The organism is Brakhagea slesvicensis (assembly GCF_052161625.1).
Classification (GTDB): Bacteria; Planctomycetota; Planctomycetia; order Pirellulales; family Pirellulaceae; genus JBKCUI01.
In genome coordinates, this window is record NZ_CP197412.1 from 290764 (window position 1) to 308467 (window position 17704).

Sequence of the window (17704 nt, forward strand, 5' to 3'; positions counted from 1 at the left end):
CCTCCCCCCGAGATTCTGTATTCACCAACAGAAGTATTCCCCACCCGAGCGCCATTCAGGGAGAATGTCATGAAGCTACTTATCCAAACCGCAGCCACCGCTTCGCTGTCCATCGCATTGATAAGCAACACCTATGCACAAATGGGAGGGGGGCCTGGCAACGATCCCGCTCCAGCTTTCAGCGAGCCCAAATTTGAAGACAGGGTGTTCGAATCAGGAGGGCCGCGCGCTCGAGAAGCTAAAAATGGATCCGTGATTCTGTCGGTCAAAATCGAGGGGAACAAATCGGTATCGGAGAACGCGATCCTGGCCGTCATGCAATCGAGGCAGGACCGGGTGTTCGACACGGAAACCTTTCAACGCGACATCGCCGCCCTTTATCGAACCGGATTGTTCAAGCGAATCGAACCCTACTTCACCGAGGAAGCAGGGGGCGTTCACATGAAGCTCATCGTCCAAGAACGCCCGATCATCAAGTCCGTCCTCTTCACCGGCAATCAGAGCGTGGAAGACACCGCATTGATCAAGCATGCGGGGATCGCCAAAGGAGAACCGCTGGACCCGATTGCGATCAATTCGGCACGCACCAATCTCATCGAATACTACCAAGACAAAGGGATGAACCAAGTCGACATCCAGGTTGTATCCGGTTTGCTGCCGGGCGAGCGGGACGTCGAGTTCTTGATCAACGAAGGGCCAATCGAACGATTCAATTCCATCGGCTGCGCAGGAAACAAGGACTTCAGCAGCGAGCTTCTCAAAGCCAAGATCTCCTCGAAGGATGCTCGGGGTGGTTTGACCCAATGGATGTTCAACCGCGCCTCCGATCTGAAAATCGAAAACGACCGCCAAACGTTGACCGCGTACTACCGCCGTCTCGGCTACTTCGATGCCCGTGTCGATGTGCGAAAGGAATACGACAGCAGCGGTAAATGGGTCGATCTTACATTCGTCATTTATGAAGGTGTCCGGTATAAGATCCGCTCGGTTGCCATCAGCGGTACGAAGCGTTACCAGCCCGAAGAACTGATGCCCTACATGCAGGCCAAGCAAGGGGAGCCATTTCAGCTGGACAACAAAGCAGCCGATGAGCGATTCATTCGTGATCTCTATGGCACCCAAGGACATTACTTTTGCGATATCGTTGGCGAGCTCGTCTACCAGCCTAACAACGAAGTGGACATCATCTACAACGTGGGTGAAGGAGATATCTATCGCATCAGCGATGTGCGAGTGCATATCGAAGGAGACTACACGAAAGAACGTGTCGTTCTGCATCCACTCGCGAACGTTCGTCCAGGCAGCATCATCAACAGCAAAGGTGTCGAGGATGCCACGCGTCGCCTCCGATTCTCTTCGATCTTCAATAACGATCCTTCGCAGGGCATCGTGCCGACGATCAAGGTGGAGCCACCAGAAGATGTTGACCTAGACAAATAAGCACCGCTTGCACAAGCACTGATTGCCATCCCCTTTCGACGAATTACCGGACCGCACTCCATAGCGTTAACCATGCTTCAAAATCATTCATCTCGATCCGCAAAAATGCCATCCTGGCAGCGACTGTTGCGATGGTCGATTGCCAGCATCGTCGGAATCCATAGTGCTACGACCGTCCTCGCTCAATCCCCCACCCCTGGCTACGGTAGCTATCCGGTCCCTGCAACAGGGAACTACGGTGCACCCCCTGGCTTCAATTCGAATCCAGGTGCACCCGTTGGCTCTCCTTATACAACGCTTCCCAATGGAGTGGTGGCACCGGTTCAAACCACGGCCGCTTATCCAGCCCCCATTCCTCAACAATCCTACGCTCCGCAGACCGGTTTTGTCCCCGCTGATAACAATCGGTTCAATCAGCCTCTCGCCACGCCGGGACCGATGAATCAGCCTCTTCCTCCGCTGAATCAGCCTTGGCAACTCGAACCCAATACTACTTTTCTTCAAGGAGCTCCCTTTGGTTACAACCCTTCTATTCGTGATGTACCTGTGGACGTTTATGTCCAAGAGGGGCAAACCGGTCGATTCTCCCTCGGAGGATCGGTAAACAGTGACTTAGGGGTTGCTGCCCAAATCGTTCTCGAAGAACGCAACTTTGACATTCGAGCTTGGCCCAACTCCCGCACGGGATTCTTCAATGGTGCCTTCCGCGGCGCGGGTCAAAACTTTCGCGTAGAGCTGATGCCCGGCAACAACGTGCAACGATACACCGTGAACTGGACAGAACCGAATCTATTCGGCTATTCTCCCTTTAGCCTTTCGGTGGGGGGATTCTACTTCACTCGATTCTTCGAGGATTGGTCGGAGCAGCGATTGGGGGGCCGCGTCGGTCTCGGTTATGAAATCTCGCCCGACCTCTCGCTCACGACGGAGCTGACAGGACAAGACGTGAAGATCTTCGATCCAGCGGTCAACACGGTTCCTGCACTCAATCGTGTCCTCGGGAGCAATGACTTGTACACGGGACGAGTACGTCTGACGCACAGCACCCGCGATAGCCCATTCTTGCCGACGGAAGGGCATTTATTTGAAATGATTTACGATCAGAACTTCGGTGAATTCGACTTCCCGCGAGGGCAATTGAACTGGAGCAAGTACTTTCTGGTCCGAGAACGCCCGGATCGAACCGGACGTCATACGTTTACATCCGCCGTTCGCTTAGGCTTTTCCGGATCCGACACCCCAGTCTTCGAAAACTTCTTCGCAGGGGGGTACTCCACACTTCGCGGCTTTGATTTCCGAGGGGCAGGACCTGTTGAGCAAGGTGTGCAGCTCGGGGGTCGTTTTCAATTCTTGGGATCCTTCGAATACATGTTCCCCATCACGGCCGACGACATGCTGCGCATGGTGACGTTTGTTGATTACGGAACGATTGAACAAGACATCGAATTGGATTGGGATAACTTCCGGGTTGCACCTGGGGTTGGATTCCGAGTGGCCGTTCCTGCCTTGGGACCCGCGCCCCTCGCGTTCGATTTCGCAGTACCGGTGGCTTATGCCGACTCGGATTCTCGACAAGTCTTTTCGTTCTCGATGGGCCTGACTCGGTAACGCTTGCAAAGGACCGGAGACATAGCACGGTGTTCGGAATCGACTTGCCAGCCTACCACGGACCGATCGATTTGCTCCTCTATCTCATCCGGCGGGAAGAGCTCCCGCTGGAGGAGATCTCGCTATCCCGAATTACCTCGCAGTACCTCGATTATGTTTCGATCCTGCAGGAACTCGATCTGGATGAGGTCGGTGAGTTCATCGACATCACCAGCCAATTGATCGAGATGAAGGCAAAAGTGGTCTTGCCACACGACGAAGAAGAGACGCCACAAATTCTGTCCATGCAGGAGCCAGGCGATGGAGTCGAAAACCTGGTCGACCGCCTCGTGCAGTACAAGCGGTTTCGGGACGTAGCCAGTCTTCTCGACGAACAAAGTCGCCAATGGCAGCTGCGGTTCCCCCGGCTCGCGAACGATCTACCACCCCGGCGCTTGGATGCAGCCGATGTCCCGATCGCGAAGGTCGAGGTCTGGGATTTAGTCAGCGCGTTCGGGCGAATCCTCAAAGCGAAACAGAAAGCCCCGGAGCACAAGCTTACCTACGACAACACACCGATTCACGTTTACATGGAGCGGATTCACGGATTGGTCCGCGATCATGGCGAGGTAGAACTCCAAAATTTGTTCGATCTCGGCATGCACAAGAGCGGGTTGGTCGCAATGTTCCTGGCTACGCTCGAGTTGACTCGTCACCATGGGCTTTTGGCGCAGCAACGGGACGCGGACACCCCGTTGATGTTGGTCGCCGGGCCAAGCTTTGAGGAGGTTCTTCAAGTCGCCGCGGTCGACAATTTGGAGGCCGAAGCGGTCGCGAATTCCAACATGCCCGTCATGCCCCGTTAGGCGACAAACTCCTCTTCACCATCGCTACCCGGTCGCTGCAGTTGTCCTGCTTCCTCAAGTCCGCGGACGATATCGACAATCTTTTGCTGGACCGATTCGACATCGCTGAGTTTGACGCGACCGAGGAATCCGATTTCTTCTTTGAGGATTTCTGCCGCTCTCTGCGACATGTTCTTCATGACCTTCTCTTGAAGTTGCGGGCTCGCTCCCTTGAGTGCCATCGCCCATTGGTTGGTCTCGACATTCTTGAGCAAGGTCTGAATATCCTTGTCCGCCAGTTTTTGAATGTCTTCGAAGACGAACATCAACCGTCGGATCTCTTCCACCAACTCTGGACTGTCCTTCGAGAGATTCTCCAAGACCATGCGTTCGGTCGCTCGATCCGTGACGTTGAGGATTTCGGCAACCGCCGGTACACCACCCGCTTTCTGGAACGACTGATTCATGACCATGGACATTCGAAACTCAAGGGCTCGCTCGATGTCCGCGATCGCTTCCGGGCTCGTCTGCCCCATTTGAGCGATGCGTCGAATAACGGCCAGTTGCTTCTGTTGGGGCAGTCCGTTGAGAATTCCAGCACCGGTTGCCGCGGGGACGTGGCAGATCACGACGGCGATCGTTTGCGGGTGCTCGTCCATGATAAAGGTGAGAATGTTTTGCGGATCCGCCTTTTGCAGAAATGCAAAGGGGAGGGATTCGATCGTTTGCTGCAGCACCGCGAGCATATCGGCAGCATCTTTGCCGAACGCCTTCCTCACCAGCGTTTTCGCGCGCTCCAATCCACCACACGCATGAATCAACGAACTCGGAGCCCCACCGAAAAACTCGGAGATGACCTCTTCTTGTACCTGGCCCGGGATATCGTCGATTTGTGCAATCGCGAGCGAGACGGCCTCCACATACCTGGATGGCATCTTGGACAACAGCATGGCCGCATCGTCTTCCTCGAGTGCCATGAGGAGAACGGCGGCTTTTTGAATACCCTCTTCAGCGAGTTGCACAGGTGAGGACTTTAGCATGGTGCTCAAGATGCGTGGAAGGTGGAACGCAAACGCTTTGCGAACCATCGACCCTTCGTCGCCATCCTGAATTCAAGAAAGGTCGGCCTAACGTCTCGATTCGGCCAATAACATTGCAACCTGCACAGTTTATGTCGGCGAACTCAAATCCGTTAAGAAACGCGTGACCATGGCAATCGACAGTACCCCCACTGCCCATTGTTCTCGTCCACACCGATCTCCAACCAGTCGAGGCGATCCCCAATCTTCACATACAACTCGGACAATAGTTCCCGACCAATCCATTCCGCGATTTCTTCGGCCGTGGTGTTCACGATTGGGAGAAGAATGCAATCTTCAGCAGGAAAGACCCACCGCTTGGCCCGAAAACGAACCACGATCTCGTCCCCTTCCTCTTGGACAGAGATCATGGCGTGACGCGTCGGCAACAGCATGTGGTGATCCAATCGCTTGACGATTTTGGCAAGCGTATCTCGGAATGCGATGAAGTCGATGACGTAACGGTTTTCGTCGAGCTTTCCCTGAACCTCGCCACGCAATCCATAGTTGTGGCCGTGCAGACATTCGCAAATATCGCCGGCAAATGTAATGAAGTGCGCTGAAGAAAAGACCAATTGTTCCTTCTGCAATAGGACTCGAAAGGTTCCGTCGTGACCAATGTTCATCATTCTGCTTTCGGGTGGACCGTGGGAAAATCGTAAGGACTCAGTAGCCTCCAGGAGTCGAGAAGTCGCTGTAGCTATTGAACTCCTCATGCCGCTCCGGTGCTTTATTAAGGAACCGAGTAAAGTCCTTCTCCCAGATTAACTCGACATCGCCCACCGGCCCGTTCCGTTGCTTGGCGATAATGATTTCGGCTTGGCCGGCATATTGCTCGGCATCTTCACCGCGATGGTAGTATCCTTCGCGGTGGACGAACATGACAACGTCCGCGTCTTGCTCGATCGCCCCCGACTCCCGCAGATGGCTTAGCTTCGGTTTGTGATCCTTGCTCTCCTCCGATTGACGATTGAGCTGCGACAAACAAAGGATGGGGACATGTTGCTCCCGGGCTAACATCTTGAGACGTCGCGCGATTTTCGCAACCTGTTCTTGCCGCGGATCCTTGGGATTGTCCGGCTCGATGAGCTGCAGGTAGTCGATGACGATAAGCCCCAGCTTGCGACCGCCGGATTTGCGCAGCTCTTGTTGGGTGATCCGCCGCGCGACGGCCGCGATCTCGCTGACCGTTCGGCTCGGAGCATCGTCGATATAAAGAGGGGACGTGGCGATCTTGGCCGCGCTCGAAATAAGTCTCTTTTGATCGTCTTGCGAAATCGTACCGACCCGCAGTCGCGAACCATTCACTTTGGCAACCGAACAGAGCAAACGATCGACTAACTCGACCGCCGCCATTTCCAAACTGACAAAAAGGGTCGGTGCATTGTCCTTCATCGCGACTTGCTCTGCGATGTTCATGGCAAACGCCGTCTTACCCATGGCGGGGCGAGCTGCCAGAATGATGAGTTCCCCATCGTGAAGACCGCCGGTCATCTGATCGAAGTCGGTGAAATGGGTCATAACCCCCGTGTTCAGCTGATGCCCCTGCATCCGCATATCGATCCGGTTCATGGCCGTTCGCAATACTTCGCTTACCGGTGCAGCAGAGTTGGCGTTGCGCTCGTCTTGGATTTGAAAGATTCGCTGTTCCGCCTGCGATACCAGCTCTTTCGCGTCAAAGGTTTCGTCGTACGCATCTTTGAGAATGGAAGTCGATGCGTCGATCAATCGGCGCAGCGTCGCCTTGGTGCGGACGATCTCGGCATAGTACATCGCGTGGGCCGCGTTGGGAACGCTGTTCGCCAGCTTGGCGAGATACGCTGCGCCACCAACAAGCTCAAAGTCCCCGGCTGCTTTCAGTTCATTGACAAGCAGCGTCACATCCATCTTCCGTCCGGCTTCGAACAGAGCGATCATCGCGGAATACAGCTTCCGATTCGCATCGTCATAGAAATCGTCGGCCCGCAGGACCAAGGTCAGGTCATTGGTCAAGTCTGGATTGAGGATCAAACTCCCCAAGACCCCCATTTCGGCAGCCAAATCGAAGGGAGGCGACCGATCTAGGATGTGGGGCTGATCCTGGGGAGGACCACCTTTGCCGCCATCGTTGCGGTTCCTTTTTTGCGGCGATGTCATCTTCATATGCTTGCGAAAGTGGGAACAGTCCGTCGTTGCCGAAAGTGAAAGGCTGGCATTCTAGCGAAACGGGGTAGAATCGCGAAGGTGAACTAGATTTAGTAGGGGAGCGACAGGACAATACCTAAATGAAGCGACTGGAATCCCCTCCCGTGTTGCAAACCACCCAATCGCGAGCTAACCGATCGCGATCGAACCAGATGCTAACCCTTCTAATACGGTAGCTCACCCTCCGAACACTTGTGCCGGCATGATCTATCTGGACAACAACGCGACCAGCTTTTTAGCCCCTGCCATCGCGGAGCGGATGCGCGTCCTGTCTCTGGAGAGGATCGCCAATCCCAGCAGTCAGCATGCGGCCGGGCGGCGAGCCCGAGCGATTGTCGAAGCGGCTCGCGATCGAATTCTGGCCGGCCTCGGGGCTCGGACGGCTGGGATGGGAGCAGACCAACTCCTCTTCACCAGCGGAGGAACGGAAGCCAATAATCTTGCTTTGTTCGGATTGAGCGAGCTTCACCCCGGTCGTATTCTCGTCTCCGCGATCGAGCACCCCAGTGTCCTCGGCGCAGCGGATCGATTGCGTCAACTCGGCCGGAGCACCGAAACGATCCCTGTGACGAAGGAAGGCATCGTCGATTTGGAGGCGCTCCGCAGGATGCTGACGCCCGATTCCCACTCGCCAGTAGCTTTGGTATCGGTCATGGCCGCCAACAACGAAACGGGCGTCCTCCAACCCATCGGAGACATTGCTTCACTTTGCAAGGAGTATCGGGTTCTATTTCATTGCGATGCCGTGCAAATGCTTGGCAAGGTCCCGGTCTGCTTCCAATCTTGGGAGGCCGACGCCATGACGGTCACAGCTCACAAAATCCATGGCCCTGTAGGAATTGGAGGCTTGATCCTGCGGCATGGAATCCAAGTCGCGCCGCAATTGTTCGGTGGATTTCAGCAACTGGGCCTCCGTCCCGGCACCGAAGCCCCCATCTTGTGCGATGCGTTTGCGGCGACCGTGGAAGAGGCGATCGATGTAGAAGATCGTGCAGGGAAACTAGGCAAGCTTCGAGATCGACTGGAAACGGGAATCGTTCAAGCAATCGAAGACTCCATCGTGGTTGGTCGCGATGCCGCGCGTTTGCCCCACACCTTAAGCGTTTCGTTTCCAGGGGTAGACAGGCAAGCCCTGCAGGTGGCGCTCGATCTCAAGGGAATCGCATGCAGCACCGGCTCGGCGTGCGCAAGCGGATCGAGTCAACCTTCGCATGTTCTCCAAGCCATGCACCTCCCAGAACAGATTATCAAAGGGGGTATCCGTTTCAGTGTCTCGACTGCGAATACCGAAACAGAAATCGACCGTACGATCGAAGTTCTCATCGATGTTGTCGCTTCGCAGCGGAAACAGTCCGTAGCGAAATGGAGGTTTGGGGCGTAGTCGATCAAGTTTCCTCGCCGGAACTAAACGCTACCAATTGCTCGGCAAACCATTCCGGTGATTCCAATGGCGTCAGGTGCGCGCTGTGGGGATCGATACTGCATTTAGCCCCTGCAATCCGCGATGCGATGCTTTGCAATGCCTCGGGAGGTGTGATCGAGTCCTCTTGCCCGGCGATGCACAGCACGGGGCATTTCCAGCGAGAGAATTCTTCCATCGAATCCGGGCGATTGGCCATCGCCTGCAATGCCCAAGCGACCGTGGAAGGTCGGGTCGAGAACATCATTTTCCGAACCTGCTCCACCAGATCGGGTCGCGTGGAAGCACTGCGAGCCGAAAGCAGTTTTTGCAGCATCGGGGCAACGGTTGGTTCTGTCCCCTCACGAAGGGCATTGGTCGCTGTAACTCGCCGATTTTTCTGAGCCTCTGCGTCGTCCGCATTGCCTCGCGTGTTGGTTAGCACGACACGATCGACTTGGTCGCCGAATATCGCCATGTAGCGCATCGCGATGTATCCCCCCATCGAAAGGCCGCAAAGGATGGGTGCGACCCCCGGAGCGATGCGATGCACGATAGATTGCGAGTCTTTGGCCAAATCCTCTAGTTCGAAACTGAATCGCTCTTCACCGGATTCCCCGAATCCCCGCAGATCGGGAGCGATGCACAGAAATTGGTTTTGGAGGCGTTCGATGAGAGGGCCCCACATCTGACTATCCAGCGGGTAACCATGCAGGAGAAGGAGTGGTTTGCCCTCGCCCGCGATCCGAACTCGAAGTCGTCGGCTCGGTCCTGGAGAGGCAGAAATGTCCAACCATTCGTCGTGTTTCATCGCATGCGGTTCCTGGGGTCGCCCCTCAAAAAAGTGGTCGGAAATGAGTTTTCTTTTCCGATGTCCATTCCCCCGGATTATACTCCCAGTAGTCTTCTCGGCTTCGAGACGCGGTCGCTCGCCGCTGCGCAAACTTTTCCCCATCCGTCCAGGACTCGATCAAGCGTGAAATCGATGGTTTTTCGTTGCTTTTTATTAGTGGCGATGGTCGCAACCGCCTGGATGCAAGAAACCGCCTCCGCTCAGGAAGTGCTCGCTTCCGTCCCGAAACCGCTTCCTCCCCGGAAGCTGGCAGATGGGGTAATGACGGTTGTTCCGCCGGATGAGAACGCCACCGACACGATCGCGGGAAAATTCGACCTGGATTTCGTCGAAAAGCACCCCGAGCTGGCTTGGACAGCCCCCGAATTTCCTGAGAACAAGCCCTTCTTCGCATCATCCGCCGAAACCCTGCTGGAGAAATCGCGAAACATTACCTTTCGTCACGACGTTTGGTATCTGGAGTTTTCTTTCAAACCGGTTCGGGTGATCCTTGTCGACGTACCCGGCTTGAATGGCGTGATGGAACGCAAAGTGGCTTGGTATATGGTCTACTCCGTTCGATATCCAGGTCGCGATTTGCAGGCAGAGATGGAGGAGAGCAGCGAGATCCCCAGTACCCCAACGATCGTCAAATCACAGGCCGTACGCTTTTTGCCTCGCTTCACATTGGTGAGCAAGGAGCGGAATTTCGCGATGGATGCCCAAATTCTGCCGACGGCCAAAGCAGCGATTGAAACCAAAGAGCGTGTTGGAAAACCACTCCTGGATCACATCCAGATGGCTCAGCAGGACATCCAGCAATCCGATTCTCCGGACGACGCCGTGTGGGGAGTGGCAATCTGGACCGACATTGACCCTCGCGTTGACTTTTTTGCAGTCGATGTGCGAGGCTTGTCGAATGCCTTCAAAATGAGGACGGATTCCAGCGGAGAGATGCGATTTGAGCGGAAGACGCTTCGCATTTATCACTGGCGAGCGGGAGATGGAATCGAAGAGTACAAGGATTTGATTCGCCTAGGAATTCCGGCATTCGAAGACCCTGCCCGACTCGAGTACCACTTGAAGCAGTTCAATCTCGAAGAACGGCTTGATTACCAGTGGATCTACCGCTAAAATCCCCACCCCGCGCAACATGGAATGCGTTGTCGGCACACTTTTTTTTGATTGTAGATTAGGTAGATCGATGGCACACAAAAAAGGTCAGGGCTCCACTCGCAACGGTCGCGACTCAAACGCCCAACGACGTGGAGTGAAAAAGTTCGGTGGAGAGAAGGTGTTCCCAGGCAACATCTTGATCCGCCAGGTAGGTACGAAGTGGCACCCAGGCCGCAATGTGAGCATGGGCAATGACTTCACGATTTTCTCCTTGATCGAAGGAAATGTTTACTTCGACCAAGAAGGACGCCGCATCAACGTCCAGCCCGCTGTCGCTTCCTAGTTTTTTCTGCGTCGATCTCATCTTGCTCGCTCGTTTCCAGCCACCCGCCTTGAGGTGGACCGAACGAGCCCTGCGGTAAGCCCCATGGGCGGGTTGCTGAAGGTTCGGAGCTGGGCGTCGACGGAGCAGCGTCGCGTTGGAACAATCACTGCCATACGACGAGCATTCCGCTCGTCGTATTTCGTTTTAGGGGACTCTCCCAGGCAATTCTTGTTAAGGTTGAAATCCATGTTTGTGGATCGAGTCGAAGTCGAGGTGATCGCAGGCCGAGGAGGCAACGGCTGCATGGCATTCCGACGCGAGAAACACGTCCCTCGCGGAGGCCCTTACGGAGGGGATGGAGGGGACGGTGGAAGCGTCGTCATCCGCGCACGCTCCGGCGTCAACTCGCTCGTGGAATTCGCACACCAACGCCATTGGCGCGCCGAGCACGGTGCCCCGGGCCTCGGTGCCAATTGCCATGGCCGCAATGGCCAAGATCTGATCCTCGCCGTACCACCAGGAACGGTGATTATCGATAAGGAATCGGGGATCATCATTCGCGATTTGGTCAACGACGGAGACGAAATCATCGCCGCCCGAGGGGGCCGCGGCGGTTGGGGAAATACCCACTTCAAATCCTCCACCAATCAAGCTCCTCGCGAAACGACGGACGGCGGGCAGGGTGAGGTGCGACGGATCATTCTGGAGCTCAAATCGATTGCCGACGTTGGCTTGATCGGCAAACCAAACGCCGGAAAGAGCACCATGCTCAGCCGCCTCTCCCGAGCCAGACCAGAGATTGCCGACTACCCGTTTACGACCAAATTCCCGAATTTGGGAATGGTTTCCGTCGACATCGAACGAACCTTTGTCATGGCCGATATCCCAGGCTTGATCGAAGGCGCTGCTCAAGGACACGGACTCGGTCACGATTTCCTTCGGCACATCATGCGAGCAGGGATTTTGGTCCATCTCGTCGAACCGATGCCCATGGACCAAACCGACCCTATCGAGAACTACTTGGCCATCCGCAAGGAGCTCGAGGAATACAGCGAAGAGTTAGCCGCTCGTCCTGAAATCATTGTGGTTACCAAGTCGGAGTTGCCCGGTTCGGACGAAGTGCAGGCCAAGCTCAAGGAGACGACGGGTCGGGATGATGTATTGCTCGTCAGCGCCGTGACTGGAAGCGGCCTCAATATCCTCGTGTCGCGGGTTGCGGACCTTCTCGCTAGTCAGAAGCTCCTCGCAAAATGATTCTCGTCGACATCGGTAACAGCGGGGTTCGCGCACTGCGATGTTCCGACGGTGGCGATTGGGATCTTTCAAAAGTGGTTCGACTCTCCTGGCCAGCGAACTTGAACACGCGCCACAAGTCGACTCCGCAACAGCAATCCGGCCTCAACCAACTTTGGTGCGATTCCACCGACTTGTCTGCGTTTCGATGGTTGGCAGAACACATCGATGCACCGTGCGAGTCGACTTGGTATATCTCTTCGGTACATCAAGGCGCGTTTACGTTACTCCGCGATGCTGCGATGACCGTTTGCCCATCCGCTGAGCTGCGTGTCATCACGTATCGCGATGTGCCCATGGAGCTCGACGTCGAACATCCGGAACGAACGGGAATCGATCGTATTCTGTCTTCATGGGAAGGGTGGACGCGCGCCAATCGGGGGGATGATTTCAATAACGTCTCGAATCGAAGCGTCATCGTGGCTCAAGCGGGGACGGCATTAACCGTCGATGCGGTTTCGAGGAACGGTGTCTTCCGTGGTGGGGCGATTCTTCCAGGTCTTGGCCTTTCCCTCCAGTTCCTAGCAGCCGGGACAGACCAATTGCCATGGATTAGCAATCACTTGGTTACCAAGTCCCCGAAATTACCAGGTCGCAACACACTGGAAGCCATCGCGGCTGGAGTGCATGCTTCTTTGGTGGGAGGTGCAAGCCACTTGGTTCAAGCCTATCGTTCCCAATCCGAATGGCAGGATGCGATCGTGATGATCACTGGCGGAGATGGCAATCTACTGGTTCCCTATGTTGAACCGCCTGTCGCTTATCAAGAGCATCTGGTACTCCGCGCTCTGCATCGCATCGCAACAGGGCGTACGCCATGAACCCAGAAGACTTCCGACCTCCTTGGTTTTTGAGAAGCGGCCATCTGCAGACGCTGCTCACCGGCTTTTACAAACCGAAAGCAAGGCTGGATGCACCGATCGTCCATCGCCTATCGATCGCCCCTTGGGGGGAGCTGCTGGCCTACGAGAACGCACCGATCTCAGCAGCTGCTCCTCGCGAAGAAGCCGTATTCCTTTTTCACGGTCTCGGGTCATCGCATCGCGGGACCTATATGACGCATCTAGCCGACCAACTCCTCCAACTCGGGTTTCGTGTCTTCCGATTCGATTTGCCAGGAGCAGGGGATTCGTTCGAGTACACCCCTCTACCTCCTCACGGCGCGTGCGCTGGACTCTTATGGTCGGGGATTCAGCAGCTTTCGGAACGGCTCGCGATCGCCGAGTGGCGAGGGGTCGGCGTTTCCCTCGGGGGAAACCTTTTGTTACGAATGTTGATCGACCATGCTTCGGAGTTGCAAGATCCGAAGGGCTCCTGCCTCAAGATTGCCAAAGCGATTGCGGTGGCTCCCCCCATCGACTTGGCTGCCTGCTGCAAACACATGGAGACCGGAGTGAATCGCATCTATGCCAAATACTTCCTGCGATCACTCCAAGTGCAGAGCAAGGTCCGCGCAGCGCGTTGGCCAGAGTGGGAAGCTCGCTTTCGAGGAGCCGATTTTGGTTCGATCCGACGTTTCGATGAGACCGTCACCGCCCCCCTGGCAGGGTTCGCAAACGCGGACGCTTATTATGCAGCCGGCTCAACCAAACCGGAGTTGAGTCAAATCCGAACTCGGACGACGGTGCTGCTCGATGCGCACGATCCGATCGTTCCCTACAAAATATTCCACGATGCCCCTTGGTCTCCTTCGACCACCGTGCGTGTAACACGTCGGGGAGGGCACGTTGGCTATCTCCATCGAAATCGCAAACCAGGAACCCCTTCGCGCCTCGAACGCTGGGCCGATGGATGGATCGCCCACGAGCTTGCGACCGATGCGCAATCCTCGGCATCGAACTGATCTTATTTTTCGAAGGCACTCGTAGACCAGTCCCCCCTGGACAGACCTAGAGCCTTGAAAATCCTAGAGCCTGGATAGACGTAGGACGCTGAGCAAGAAACTGGATGCCGCGAACTGAGCCGCCATCGCAATCAACCCCACCCCTGGAATCACTCGGCGCATTGTGGTGGCGTAGTCGAGAGGACCGAAGTCGGATCGGTACCATTCCCAAGCCGTCCACCCGACGAGTCCGACGCCGAACAAGGCCATCCCCCCAGCGATGAGGAGCAAGCGTTCCAAGTGGGAAGAAGCGTCCGCTTCCTTTTTTTCCTCCGAGGACGCACGGGCTCCCGATGCAGGCAGAATCCCCTCGCTCATCGCAAACGATTTAGCAAGTACGCCGCACCAAATCCATTGCGACCCTACCAGGATAGCCAAGACTCCAACCAACAGCGTATGCACATCGAACGCGATATCCATCCATCGAATCTGAGGCAGCGCTAAAACTCCCAAAAGCACTCCGACGAGAACCATCGAGATGCCGGGAAAGAAAAAGGTCCAGCGGGGACAAAGCAAGAGGAAAAAACGAAGCGTGCGCCAGCCGTCTCGGAACGTTCGCAAATGGGAGCGTTGGTGGATGCGGCCATCCGGATGAAGCGTCACGGGGACTTGCTCGACAAGCCCTCCGAATAACGCGGACTTGATGATCATCTCGGTGGCAAATTCCATCCCCGTGCAGCGCTGTTCGAGTCCTTGCTGCCACGACTTTCGAAAGGCTCGCAGGCCGCAATAGACATCTTGGATGCGCGTCTTGAACATCCATTGAACCAGTTTTGTGAGAAGTGGGTTCCCGAGCCATCGATGGAGCGGAGGCATGGCACCCGGCATCACGGTTCCTCCTCCGGACGGGAGCCTGCATCCCTGTACCAAATCCGCACCTGCCGCTAACTTCTCGTAGAAGATGGGCAAAGTTGTGAAGTCGTAACTGTCGTCGGCGTCCCCCATCAAGACAAATTCCCCTCGAGCCGCAGCAATCCCTCCCATCAACGCGGCGCCGTATCCCCGACGCGTTACGTGAACAACTCTCGCTCCCGCTTGCAAGGCCAGGTCGATCGACCCGTCCGTACTTCCGTTGTCTGCGACGACAACCTCTCCACGGATGCCATGCTCTCGCATGGTGCGCAGCGACTTTTCGACACAGGACGCGACCGTGTCCGCTTCGTTCAGGCATGGCATCACGATCGTTAGTTCCAGCAAGCGTGCGTGATCGGGTCCTTCGTTGGATTCTGTCATGAAGGTTGCCGTTCATTCTCCGATTTTTATTTGGTACACTTTGGCGAAGCGCGTACTCCCGCGCAGGTTGTATCAAGGCCTGCGGATCGCCAAGTCCGGATCTTTCATACCGGATCGCACCAAGTTCTACCCCCAACACTCTACCTAGGAAAGTAACGCTATGAGTTCGGGAGATGGATCCTCGACTTCTTTTGAGACCATGCGAGGACGCGACTACCCAACGATCCGTCAGTTCACGGTCTTCCTCGAGAATCGAGTCGGGCAATTGCTCGAAGTCGTGAGGCGATTTGAGGGAACGGGTATTCGCATCGTCGCCCTATCTATCAGCGACTCCGCCGAGTGCGCTTTTGTGAGATTTCTTGTGAGCCATCCGGAGCGGGGTAGAGAGATTCTGGAAAGGGCCGGGTTGGCCATCATCGAATCCGATTTGATCGGTGTGGAACTTCCCGAGGGAGGGCAGCCCCTTCTGCAGATCTGCTCGGCGCTCCTGCAAGCCGAAATCAACATCATTCAGGCTTACCCGCTCATCTTCCGCCCACACGGCGAACCCGCAGTTGCCATCATGGTCGATAACACTGAGCAAGCCCTAGAAACCTTGGCAAGAAAAGGTTTCCGAATGATCACGGAAGGGGATCTGCTAGATAGTATGGGGTAATTGAAAACGATTCCTTTCTGATGCCCCTAGGTGCTTGATGACTCAGCATGTCCACGATTGTTCCAAGAAGATCATCGCGAATATCGAGAAAGCGATCGTAGGAAAACGGAAGCAATTGGTCCTATCGCTGGTGTCTTGGTTCTCGGGCGGTCATATCCTCCTCGAGGACGTTCCTGGTGTCGCCAAAACGATGCTGGCACGAGCCCTCGCCGCAAGCGTTGGGGGTGAATTCAAGCGGGTGCAATGCACCCCCGATTTGCTGCCGAGCGACATCACCGGTGCATCGATTTTCAACCAAAAAACAGGGGACTTCGAGTTTCGAAAAGGCCCGCTCTTCACGAATATTCTCTTAGCGGATGAAATCAACCGCACCACCCCGCGGGCCCAGTCGAGTCTTCTCGAAGCAATGGCCGAAGCGAGCGTCACCGTCGACGGCGTGACCTATCGACTCCCTGACCCGTTCTTGGTCATCGCAACACAAAACCCCATCGATCACGAAGGAACCTTTCCCCTCCCCGAAGCACAGCTTGATCGGTTCTTCATGAAGCTTTCCCTCGGGTACCCATCGATGGAAGAAGAGCTGCGTATGCTCCAGCTCTTGGAGAAATCATCTCCCATCCAATCCCTTGCTCCTGTTGTTTCCGCTGCGGATGTCGTGCAAGCACAGGAGGATGTCAGGCAAGTCTACGTTGATCCCAAGGTGCGGCAGTACTTGCTGCAGATCGTTCACGAAACGCGTTCGCATGAAGAGCTAGCGCTAGGGGGAGGCCCCCGGGCCAGTATCGCGCTGTTTCGCGCCTCGCAAGCGATGGCCGCCATCCGCGGCCGAGCGTACGTCCAACCGGACGACGTCAAAAAAGTGATCGCACCCGTTCTCGCCCATCGGCTTATCCTCAAACCAGAATCCCGATTGCGACGCCGCACCAGCGAAATCATTCTCGACCAACTCGTCGCGGAAATTGCCGTCCCCACACTCGAAGAGGGGCGAAGCTAACACGCCCCAAACACGCAGCTCCCATCGCCTCAAACAAGCCGAAATGGCGGGACATGTTTACTGCCTTCAATGGAGGCGAATTCTCCCTAGTTTGAGTGCTGGAGTTTTCCGAGTAGGAAAAAAACTCTTGGGCATGGGGCTAAATCTTCTCACGAAAATCTCATTTTCCCGGGTGGGTACTTGTAATTTGGTTTTCAGAGTAGTTTGATAGAAAGAAGGCAATGTTGCCTTATTCAACTGCAAGTCTGATTTCTTTGGAAAGGAGGATTTTCGCAGATGGCATCCGTGACGCAGAGTTCGGAGTCCGACGAGGATTTCGAATTCGAGGAGCGGAGAGTCCGACGGATACGCAAGGGGATGCCCCTTCATCGAATTGCTGACGTTCGCCAACAGCAAGGCGTGTCGCTACGAACTGTTTCTCGCCGCACTGGAGCGGATGTTTCTGTTCTCAAACAACAGGAACTCCCCAGTTGCGATCTGAAACTGAGCGACCTGTACCTGTGGCAGCAGGCGCTCGATGTGCCAATTCAAAACTTGCTTCAAGACCACGACGATGAGTTGTCCGATGAAACTCAAACACGTGCGTCCATGGTCAAGCTGATGAAAACGGTGGTCGCTTTATCCGAGGTTTCTTCTTCGCCCCGTGTTGCTCGACTGGTGATGATGCTCCGTGAGCAACTGGTCGGAATGATGCCTGAGTTGGAAACGATTGGGGGTTGGCCCAGCTATGGCACTCGTCGCAGTGCAGATCAAGTTGGAAAGATAGCTGAGAACCCGATCGACCTTTACAACTTGGGTATCGATTGATGGGACGTTTTATTTGTTTCCAGCAGCCATAAT

At 55.5% G+C, this 17704-nt stretch carries 17 protein-coding genes; 12 read left to right on the forward strand and 5 right to left on the reverse strand.

Translation table 11 applies throughout. From position 1 onward, the window contains the following. Window positions 1–69: 69 nt before the first annotated feature. The 3 genes from SH467x_RS01055 to SH467x_RS01065 all read left to right on the forward strand — a co-directional run bounded on the left by SH467x_RS01055 (window position 70) and on the right by SH467x_RS01065 (window position 3893). Window positions 70–1440: a BamA/OMP85 family outer membrane protein gene (locus tag SH467x_RS01055; protein WP_482369466.1), complete on the forward strand. Its 1371-nt coding sequence runs from the start codon at window positions 70–72 to the stop codon at window positions 1438–1440. A 105-nt stretch (window positions 1441–1545) separates the two neighbouring features. Further along, entirely contained in the window at window positions 1546–3048 is a 1503-nt protein-coding gene (locus SH467x_RS01060) for a BamA/TamA family outer membrane protein (protein ID WP_482369467.1), read from the forward strand. Between the two features lie 29 nt (window positions 3049–3077). Next, the gene (locus tag SH467x_RS01065) at window positions 3078–3893 is read left to right on the forward strand and encodes a segregation and condensation protein A (RefSeq protein ID WP_482369468.1); all 816 of its coding nucleotides are present in this window, start codon (window positions 3078–3080) and stop codon (window positions 3891–3893) included. Here SH467x_RS01065 and fliG read toward each other — a convergent pair. The 3 genes from fliG to dnaB form a co-directional block, all read right to left on the reverse strand. Further along, window positions 3890–4912 (reverse strand): flagellar motor switch protein FliG, encoded by a 1023-nt coding sequence (fliG, locus tag SH467x_RS01070; protein ID WP_482369469.1) that lies wholly within the window; start codon window positions 4910–4912, stop codon window positions 3890–3892. The two genes, SH467x_RS01065 and fliG, sit on opposite strands and share 4 nt — an antisense overlap. 152 nt (window positions 4913–5064) lie before the next feature. Next, window positions 5065–5580: a 6-pyruvoyl trahydropterin synthase family protein gene (locus SH467x_RS01075; RefSeq protein WP_482369470.1), complete on the reverse strand. Its 516-nt coding sequence runs from the start codon at window positions 5578–5580 to the stop codon at window positions 5065–5067. A gap of 37 nt (window positions 5581–5617) precedes the next feature. Continuing rightward, window positions 5618–7093, reverse strand: a complete 1476-nt coding sequence (gene dnaB, locus SH467x_RS01080; protein ID WP_482369471.1) for a replicative DNA helicase — start codon at window positions 7091–7093, stop codon at window positions 5618–5620. A gap of 244 nt (window positions 7094–7337) precedes the next feature. Here dnaB and SH467x_RS01085 point away from each other — a divergent pair, with 244 nt between their 5' ends. Next, entirely contained in the window at window positions 7338–8516 is a 1179-nt protein-coding gene (locus tag SH467x_RS01085; protein WP_482369472.1) for a cysteine desulfurase family protein, read from the forward strand. Between the two features lie 4 nt (window positions 8517–8520). On the opposite strand, the gene SH467x_RS01090 is transcribed toward SH467x_RS01085, so the two are convergent. Then, entirely contained in the window at window positions 8521–9345 is an 825-nt protein-coding gene (locus SH467x_RS01090) for an alpha/beta fold hydrolase (RefSeq protein ID WP_482369473.1), read from the reverse strand. A 204-nt stretch (window positions 9346–9549) separates the two neighbouring features. Here SH467x_RS01090 and SH467x_RS01095 point away from each other — a divergent pair, with 204 nt between their 5' ends. The 5 genes from SH467x_RS01095 (at window position 9550) to SH467x_RS01115 (ending at window position 13943) form a co-directional block, all read left to right on the forward strand. Then, a complete protein-coding gene (locus tag SH467x_RS01095; protein ID WP_482369474.1) occupies window positions 9550–10500 on the forward strand; it encodes a hypothetical protein in 951 nt (316 codons plus the stop codon). Window positions 10501–10570: 70 nt separating this feature from the next. Continuing rightward, window positions 10571–10825 (forward strand): 50S ribosomal protein L27, encoded by a 255-nt coding sequence (gene rpmA / locus SH467x_RS01100; protein ID WP_146675559.1) that lies wholly within the window; start codon window positions 10571–10573, stop codon window positions 10823–10825. Window positions 10826–11053: 228 nt separating this feature from the next. Further along, window positions 11054–12061, forward strand: coding sequence for a GTPase ObgE (gene obgE / locus SH467x_RS01105; protein WP_482369475.1), 1008 nt, complete (start codon window positions 11054–11056; stop codon window positions 12059–12061). Next, window positions 12058–12921, forward strand: coding sequence for a type III pantothenate kinase (locus SH467x_RS01110; RefSeq protein ID WP_482369476.1), 864 nt, complete (start codon window positions 12058–12060; stop codon window positions 12919–12921). The genes obgE and SH467x_RS01110 overlap by 4 nt, the downstream gene beginning before the upstream one ends. Continuing rightward, the gene (locus SH467x_RS01115; protein ID WP_482369477.1) at window positions 12918–13943 is read left to right on the forward strand and encodes a YheT family hydrolase; all 1026 of its coding nucleotides are present in this window, start codon (window positions 12918–12920) and stop codon (window positions 13941–13943) included. Before SH467x_RS01110 ends, SH467x_RS01115 begins: the two co-directional genes overlap by 4 nt. Before the next feature lie 63 nt (window positions 13944–14006). Here SH467x_RS01115 and SH467x_RS01120 read toward each other — a convergent pair whose 3' ends face one another. Further along, entirely contained in the window at window positions 14007–15215 is a 1209-nt protein-coding gene (locus SH467x_RS01120; protein WP_482369478.1) for a glycosyltransferase family 2 protein, read from the reverse strand. Between the two features lie 160 nt (window positions 15216–15375). Here SH467x_RS01120 and SH467x_RS01125 point away from each other — a divergent pair, with 160 nt between their 5' ends. The 3 genes from SH467x_RS01125 to SH467x_RS01135 all read left to right on the forward strand — a co-directional run bounded on the left by SH467x_RS01125 (window position 15376) and on the right by SH467x_RS01135 (window position 17671). Next, window positions 15376–15870, forward strand: coding sequence for an acetolactate synthase (locus SH467x_RS01125; protein ID WP_146675564.1), 495 nt, complete (start codon window positions 15376–15378; stop codon window positions 15868–15870). Between the two features lie 37 nt (window positions 15871–15907). Next, window positions 15908–16864 carry an AAA family ATPase gene (locus SH467x_RS01130; protein ID WP_482369479.1) on the forward strand — a complete coding sequence of 319 codons (957 nt, stop codon included), beginning with the start codon at window positions 15908–15910 and terminating at the stop codon, window positions 16862–16864. 276 nt (window positions 16865–17140) lie between these two features. Next, the gene (locus SH467x_RS01135; RefSeq protein ID WP_482369480.1) at window positions 17141–17671 is read left to right on the forward strand and encodes a hypothetical protein; all 531 of its coding nucleotides are present in this window, start codon (window positions 17141–17143) and stop codon (window positions 17669–17671) included. Window positions 17672–17704 lie beyond the last annotated feature (33 nt).